This is a genomic window from Candidatus Accumulibacter vicinus (assembly GCF_000584955.1).
Taxonomy (GTDB): domain Bacteria; phylum Pseudomonadota; class Gammaproteobacteria; order Burkholderiales; family Rhodocyclaceae; genus Accumulibacter; species Accumulibacter vicinus.
Window position 1 is genome coordinate 1 of the sequence record NZ_JDSS02000052.1, and the last position, 6,507, is coordinate 6,507.

The 6,507-nt window shown below is 55.4% G+C and carries 7 protein-coding genes; all 7 read left to right on the forward strand.

Translation table 11 applies throughout. The features are described 5' to 3' along the window. Nucleotides 1-1,117 precede the first annotated feature (1,117 nt). Genes CAPSK01_RS20165 through CAPSK01_RS20195 form a run of 7 tightly spaced genes read left to right on the forward strand, consistent with a single transcriptional unit; the run spans nucleotide 1,118 to nucleotide 6,456 of the window. Nucleotides 1,118-1,564: a hypothetical protein gene (locus CAPSK01_RS20165; RefSeq protein ID WP_034931114.1), complete on the forward strand. Its 447-nt coding sequence runs from the start codon at nucleotides 1,118-1,120 to the stop codon at nucleotides 1,562-1,564. Between the two features lie 11 nt (nucleotides 1,565-1,575). Continuing rightward, entirely contained in the window at nucleotides 1,576-2,874 is a 1,299-nt protein-coding gene (locus tag CAPSK01_RS20170; protein WP_034931117.1) for a hypothetical protein, read from the forward strand. 54 nt (nucleotides 2,875-2,928) lie between these two features. After that, entirely contained in the window at nucleotides 2,929-3,381 is a 453-nt protein-coding gene (locus CAPSK01_RS20175; protein ID WP_034931118.1) for a GNAT family N-acetyltransferase, read from the forward strand. 1 nt (nucleotide 3,382) lies between these two features. Beyond that, the gene (locus tag CAPSK01_RS20180; protein ID WP_034931120.1) at nucleotides 3,383-3,682 is read left to right on the forward strand and encodes a hypothetical protein; all 300 of its coding nucleotides are present in this window, start codon (nucleotides 3,383-3,385) and stop codon (nucleotides 3,680-3,682) included. Next, nucleotides 3,683-5,332, forward strand: a complete 1,650-nt coding sequence (locus CAPSK01_RS20185) for a portal protein (RefSeq protein ID WP_273704186.1) — start codon at nucleotides 3,683-3,685, stop codon at nucleotides 5,330-5,332. After that, entirely contained in the window at nucleotides 5,322-5,591 is a 270-nt protein-coding gene (locus tag CAPSK01_RS20190; protein WP_034931123.1) for a hypothetical protein, read from the forward strand. Before CAPSK01_RS20185 ends, CAPSK01_RS20190 begins: the two co-directional genes overlap by 11 nt. After that, complete coding sequence (locus CAPSK01_RS20195; protein WP_034931126.1) at nucleotides 5,584-6,456, forward strand: hypothetical protein; 873 nt, start codon at nucleotides 5,584-5,586, stop codon at nucleotides 6,454-6,456. Before CAPSK01_RS20190 ends, CAPSK01_RS20195 begins: the two co-directional genes overlap by 8 nt. The last annotated feature ends 51 nt before the right edge of the window (nucleotides 6,457-6,507 follow it).

Here is a 6,507-nt window from a genome sequence, read left to right on the forward strand (position 1 = left end):
ACAATACACCCAATATCGACAACAAAAAGATAATTGAGTCAATAACTTAGGATATATTGGGGCAATTATTGAGTCATATTGCTTATAACCATAATTAGAGCTGCTAATACAAACTGGCACAAGTATGCCGAGAAATCGCCTGAGTTACAAGGGCTAGACCTCGCGTATGCTGAATGAGTCAACCTTGTTCCCTTGGTTTGCCTATATGTATGCAAACGACTTGCTCAATGGATCAATTTCCGTATACAACCGGCAACCAGCGGTGTATAATACATTATCTATTCGTGAGGTGTTAGCATGGATGCTGGAGAATTCAAACGCTGGGTCGCGCACCAAGCTGTACAGGACGGCCCACAAACAGTCGGTGGCAAGGGTACACGAGTCTGCACCAGCTGCCATGAAGCGAAATCTGAGGCCAACTTTACATGGGCCTCTGGCCTTGGTTACTTCTGCAAGGAGTGTAGCCGTAAGAAACTGAACGCTGTGAAGAAGCACTTTCAGCGACGTAAAACTGGAGTCAGGAAATGACTGGTGTATCGATGACAGTAACACTGAAGAAGGACGGCGACGAACGTAAATGCCCTCGTTGTAAGGAGACCAAGCCTCACGAGGAGTTCTACGCATACCTGACTAACCCGTACTGCAAGGAGTGCACACGGGAATATTACCGTGTTCGCAATGCCAATAAGCGCACAGCGCGGGAGCTGGCCCATGTCTGATCGGCGCTGCGTACGATGTGGGACCCTGAAGCCCTTGTCCGCGTTCGACAAATCCACGAAGCGCGTAGCGGGACACTACGTCATCACGTACTGCGGCGCATGCAAGGCTTGCAGTTCAAATTACTATCGCGCCCCCACGCGTGCGCCCGCCCCCGTAAGGCGATATAAACTGAACATTCCGCGACAGTACATGAACGGCTCGGCGAGCGCCAAGGAGGTTGGAAACCTGGTTGAGGCCTTCGCAGTCCCTTTGCGGGTGTATTGCGGCCTAGATCCGTTTGTCGCGCGCTTTCAGCAGCTAGATAAGCTGTTGCAGCACCTCCGTACGCTGGAGAAGTTCCCAGCCGAGGAAGTGGAGGCAACCATTAACCGAAGTCTAATCATTTGAGGACCCTACCATGACCAAGCACTACGACAACGGCCAGGGTAACCCGCTAGTTAACAAGCCGATTCTGGATACGCTGGAAGATGAGGGTGTTGACCCGATTCGCATTATGGCGAAGTTTGCTAGCGGCGAGTTGGCCGAGGACGCTGATCAACAGCTCGCAGCCGCCAAGGAGCTGGCTCAGTACGTGCATCCGAAGAAACGGTCCCTCGACGTCAACAAGGAGATTAAGGCCGCCGTGACGTTTAGCGTCGTGCGCTTCTCCGATGTCATGCCGGACCAGGCTGCGATTATGGCGGAGCAACTAGACAAGCTCCAGGGCAGTCGGTTGATGCTCGACAATCAGGCGGCCCGCAAGCTGATGAAGGACGTTACGGAGCTAGACAACGTAACCCTTGAAGCCATGCGCGCCGACGTGGAGAAGCTGAAAACAGATGACGACGGCATAATTGACCTGTGAGGTAACGACGAATGTCTAACATACAAGTACCAGTCAATTGGATGCCGCGGACGTATCAGATTCCGCTCTGGTCGTATCTCGAGAAGGGTGGCAAGCGGGCAGTCGCTGTGTGGCACAGACGTGCTGGCAAGGATGCTACAGCCCTGAATTGGACGGTTGTCTCCGCGTTTACCAGACCAGGCCTATACTGGCACTTGCTGCCTACATATAACCAGGGTCGGAAGATCGTGTGGGACGGTCGGACGAAGGAGGGTAAGGCGTTTCGTGATGCGTGGCCACGTGAGGCTATCAGGTCGGAGAACAACACGGAGATGAAGCTGGAGCTGGAGAACGGCTCGATCTGGCAGGTCGTCGGCACGGACAACGTCGACCGCCTGGTGGGTGCAAACCCCGTCGGCTGCGTGTTCTCGGAGTACTCGCTGCAGGACCCCAGAGCGTGGGACTACATTCGCCCGATTCTGGCGGAGAACGGCGGTTGGGCCCTCTTCATCTACACACCGCGGGGGCGCAACCACGGCCACGAGATCATCGGCATGGCCAAGAGGAACCCGCGCTGGTTTGCGCAAACCCTTACCATTGAGGACACGCAGGCAATCGGCGTCGACGTCATCGAGGAGGAACGCCTTGCCGGCATGCCTGAGGAGATGGTGCAGCAGGAGTTCTATTGCTCGTTCGATGCCGCCCTCGTAGGCTCATACTACGGTACGCAGATGGAGAAGGCCCTCAAGGAGGAGCGCATCTGCACCGTGCCATACGAACCACGGTTGGAGGTCCACACAGCGTGGGACTTGGGCACGCATGACTCGACGGCTATCTGGTTCTACCAAGTCTCAGGGATGGAGATCCGGATCATCGACTACTATGAGAATAGTGGCGAGGGGATGGTCCACTATGCGAAGGTGCTTGCGGAGAAGAACTACCTGTACGGGAAGCACTACGCGCCGCATGATATTGAGGTGCGCGACTTCTCAGTGGGCAAGAGCCGCAAGGATGTCGCGGCAGCCCTTGGAGTCAAGTTCACCACAGTACCAAAGCTTTCCGTGCAGGATGGTATAGAAGCCGTGCGAAACATCCTGGGTAAATGCTGGTTCGATCAGTCGAAGTGTGACCGTGGGATCGAGGCTCTTCGCCAGTATAAGAAGAGCTGGAACGACAAGATGCGGTGCTATAATGACTCGCCTGACCACGATTGGACATCACATGGGGCCGATGCGTTCAGGTACCTGGCCGTTGCGTTCAAGGAAAAGCGGCAATACGCCGTTAAGCTGCCGCGCCAGACAGAGAGTAACTATGACCCGTTGGGATATTAAAATTCCGAATACGGGCAGAACAGTCATGGTATAATGTCATAATCGGAGGTAGGTATGAATTATCGGCAGGCAACAATTGAGGATTGGCCATTCGTCCAGAAGTATGGGCGGCAGTTCTTCGACCTGTCTGGCTGGAAAAAGGTGCTGGGTGACGATGCCGATTGCACACAAGGGCTCGACCAGCTGATTGGCGCACCGAACGTCTTCTTCATGGTTGCTGAGGACGGGGACAAGATCGTAGGCGGTATCGGGGTGGTGGTTGCGCCATCGCAAACTGTTCAGACAAAGCTCCTGGCCCAGGAACTGTTCTGGTACGTCGATGAGGATTACCGCCACACGCGAGTTGCTATCCAGCTGTATCGGTCCGCCGAGCGCTGGGCAAAGGATGTTGGGGCTGTTGCAATAACAATGGCTCTACTAGAGGGGTCCATGCCCGACACCGTCGCAGAGATGTATACACGCATGGGCTACGAACAAGTTGAGCGCATTTTTGTGAAAGGATTGTAACATGGCTATCGCTACATCAACGGCTATGCTCATCGCAGCTGCTGCAACGGCGGCATCAACGGCATACTCTGTGCAGCAACAGAAGAAGTCGGCGTCCAAAGCACGTGACGCTCAGGAACAGGCCGCCAATGAGGCTAAAGCCCTGAACCAGGCAGCTTCGGACAAGGCTGCGGCAGAAGCTGCTGCTAGCGCGCGTGACAAGAACCGCTTGCGCGCAGGCCGTTCTTCAACGGTACTTACCGGCTCGACTGGGGATACGTCCACGGCAAGCACCGCTACCAAGACCCTCCTGGGAGGCTAAATGAACGATCAACAGCAGATTGCTAGGGACCTCTGCCAACGCGTGGAGGAGCTCAAGCAGGAAAAGCAGAACTGGAACCGCCTCTGGCAAGATGCTGCAGATCTAGTGTTGCCGCGTCGTGGCGCGTTCTACGACGAACGTACGCCGGGTCAGGAACTCCAGAACAAGATCTATGACTCCACGGCACCGTGGGCGCTAGAGCAACTGGCGTCAGGGCTGCATTCGTACCTCACGAGTCCCACGCAGCGCTGGTTTAGGCTGGCGCTTCCTGTGGAGATGGAAGACTCCCTCAGTGAAGACGATGAGGTTCAACGCTGGTTGCAGAATTCCACGGACATTATGTTCGGGATCTTCAATTCGCAGAAGACGAACTTCAATCCGCAAGCTCACGAACTTTATCTCGACCTTGGAGCCTTCGGTACGGGCATCATGTACGTGGAAGAAGAGTATGTGCACGCGCCCCTGCGCTTCTGTACGTACCACCTGGCAGATTGCGTCATTGACGAGGACGCCTATGGCCGGGTCGATACGATCGGTCGGACCTTCAAGCTCGAGGCTCGGCAGGCTCTCCAACTGTGGCCGAACTTTCCGTCGGCAAAGTTCCAGGAAGATGCGCGCAAGAACCCGCTGAAGAAGCATGACTTCGTTCACTTCGTGGCTCCACGCAAGGACTTCGATCCGCGCTCAGCTTCTCCGAAGGCGCGTCGCTTTGCATCGTGGTACCTGTACCCACAGGAGAAGTTGGTGCTGGCCGAGTCTGGCTACCATGACTTCCCGTTTATGGTACCGCGCTGGAGCAAACTGACAGGCGAACGCTATGGGCGTAGCCCGGCAATGACAGCCATGCCCGATATTCGCATGGTTAACGCCATGGCAAAGGCCATTATCGTGGCGGCACAGAAAATTGTTGATCCGCCGCTTATGATGCCAGATGAGGGCTTCCTACTTCCGATCAAGACGTCGCCAGGTGGTATCAACTACTACAATTCGACACTCAACCCAGAGCAGTTGATTCGGCCGCTGGAAACTCGTGGTCGCGTAGATATTGGCTTCGACCTGATTGACTCACGCCGGCAACATATCATTCGTAGCTTCTTCGTTGACTGGATGAACTTGCAGGAAGGCCCACAGATGACGGCCACTGAGGTTATGCAGCGCACTGAGGAAAAGATGCGCCTCATGGCTCCAGCAGTTAGTCGCCAGCAGTCCGAGTTCCTCGACCCATTGATCGATCGCGTCTTCGGCATTCTTCTGCGCAAGGGCTATTTCGGAGAGATTCCACAGCAGCTAGCAGGTGTTGAGCTGAAGGTTGACTATGTGTCGCCAGTGGCTAAGGCTCAGCGCATGACGCAGGTCATGGCCTTCCAGCGCATGATGGAGACCCTCGCGCAAGTAGCGGCTGTTAAGCCGGAAATCCTTGACAAGATCGACGGCGACGGCGTGGTTGACTTTATGGCTGACGTGTACGATGTGTCGTATAAGACCCTGCTCACGGACAAGCAGGTCGCAGACCTTCGCCAACAACGTGCTGATGCGCAGGCCAAGCAGGTCCAAGCGGAGCAGCTGAACATGGCGGCAGACTCGTTTAATAAGGCCGGTAAGGGCGCCGCAAGCCTGGCTGTGGTTAACGGAGGCAAGAATGGTGCGTGACGCCCTCCAGAAGATTTTCGGTAACAAACACGCGTTGGTCGAAGCCTATCGGTCGACGTTTGAGACACCTCAGGGCGAGATTGTGCTCGCGCATCTGGCAAAGAACTGCCACGTGTTCGAGCCAGTCGTCGCCCCTGGTGACCCGCAGCTTACAGCTATGCGGGATGGCGAGCGCCGTGTCGTATTGAGTATTCTCAAGATGCTGAACTACGACCTTGGCAAACTTCAACAATTGATGGAGCAAACAACAAATGAATAAATTTCAGCGGCATGTTCTTCGCGCCCCCGAGGGCAATGAAGATGGTTCTGGCGGTTCAACTCTGACCGGCGGCACTGGCGGAGCGGCAGACTGGCGGGGTTCTCTGCCTGAGGACCTGCGTGCGCACCCGGCACTCACTGACATTAAGGACGTCGGCGGTCTCGCAAAATCCTTTGTCCACGCACAGTCGATGATCGGCGCCGACAAGATTGTTCTGCCGAAGGCCGACGCTTCGCCGGCTGAGATGGCTGACTTCTACAATAAGCTCGGGCGACCCGGCGCGGCAGACGGATACAAGTTCTCCGAGACCACGGTCGAAGGTGCGCCGAAGGATGAGGCTACTCAAAAGTGGGCCCGAGACATCTTCCACAAGCACGGTCTGACGCAAAAGCAAGCTGACGGTCTGTATCAAGACTATGTGGCCAAGGTCGGCGGCGACATGAAGTCTATGCAAGAGGCTCGCAGCGCTCAGCGTGAACAAGCCCTTGAGCAACTGCGCGGTGAGTGGAAGGGCAATGAGTTCGACGTTAACGTTCAACTTGCACAACGTGCGGTCAAGACCTTCGGCAGCGAAGACCTCGTCAAGTACCTGAACGAATCTGGTGAGGGTGACAATCCGATGCTGATCAAGTTGTTCGCAAATATCGGCAAGCAACTGGGTGAGGATCAGGCCTTCGGCGGACGCTCCTCACAGTCGGGCTTTGTTGCCGGACCGGAAGCGGCCAAGGCTGAAATTGGCAAATTGCAAACTGACACTGACTTCCAGAAGGCCTACATGAACAGGGACGCTCCCGGCCATAAGGAGGCTGTCGAGCGAATGGAACGCTTGTTCAAGGTGGCGTACCCTGGCAAGGTCGAAAGTTAATTTAGTTTCCGAGAACGCCCTGTTTACACGGGGCGTTTTTGTGTTATAATA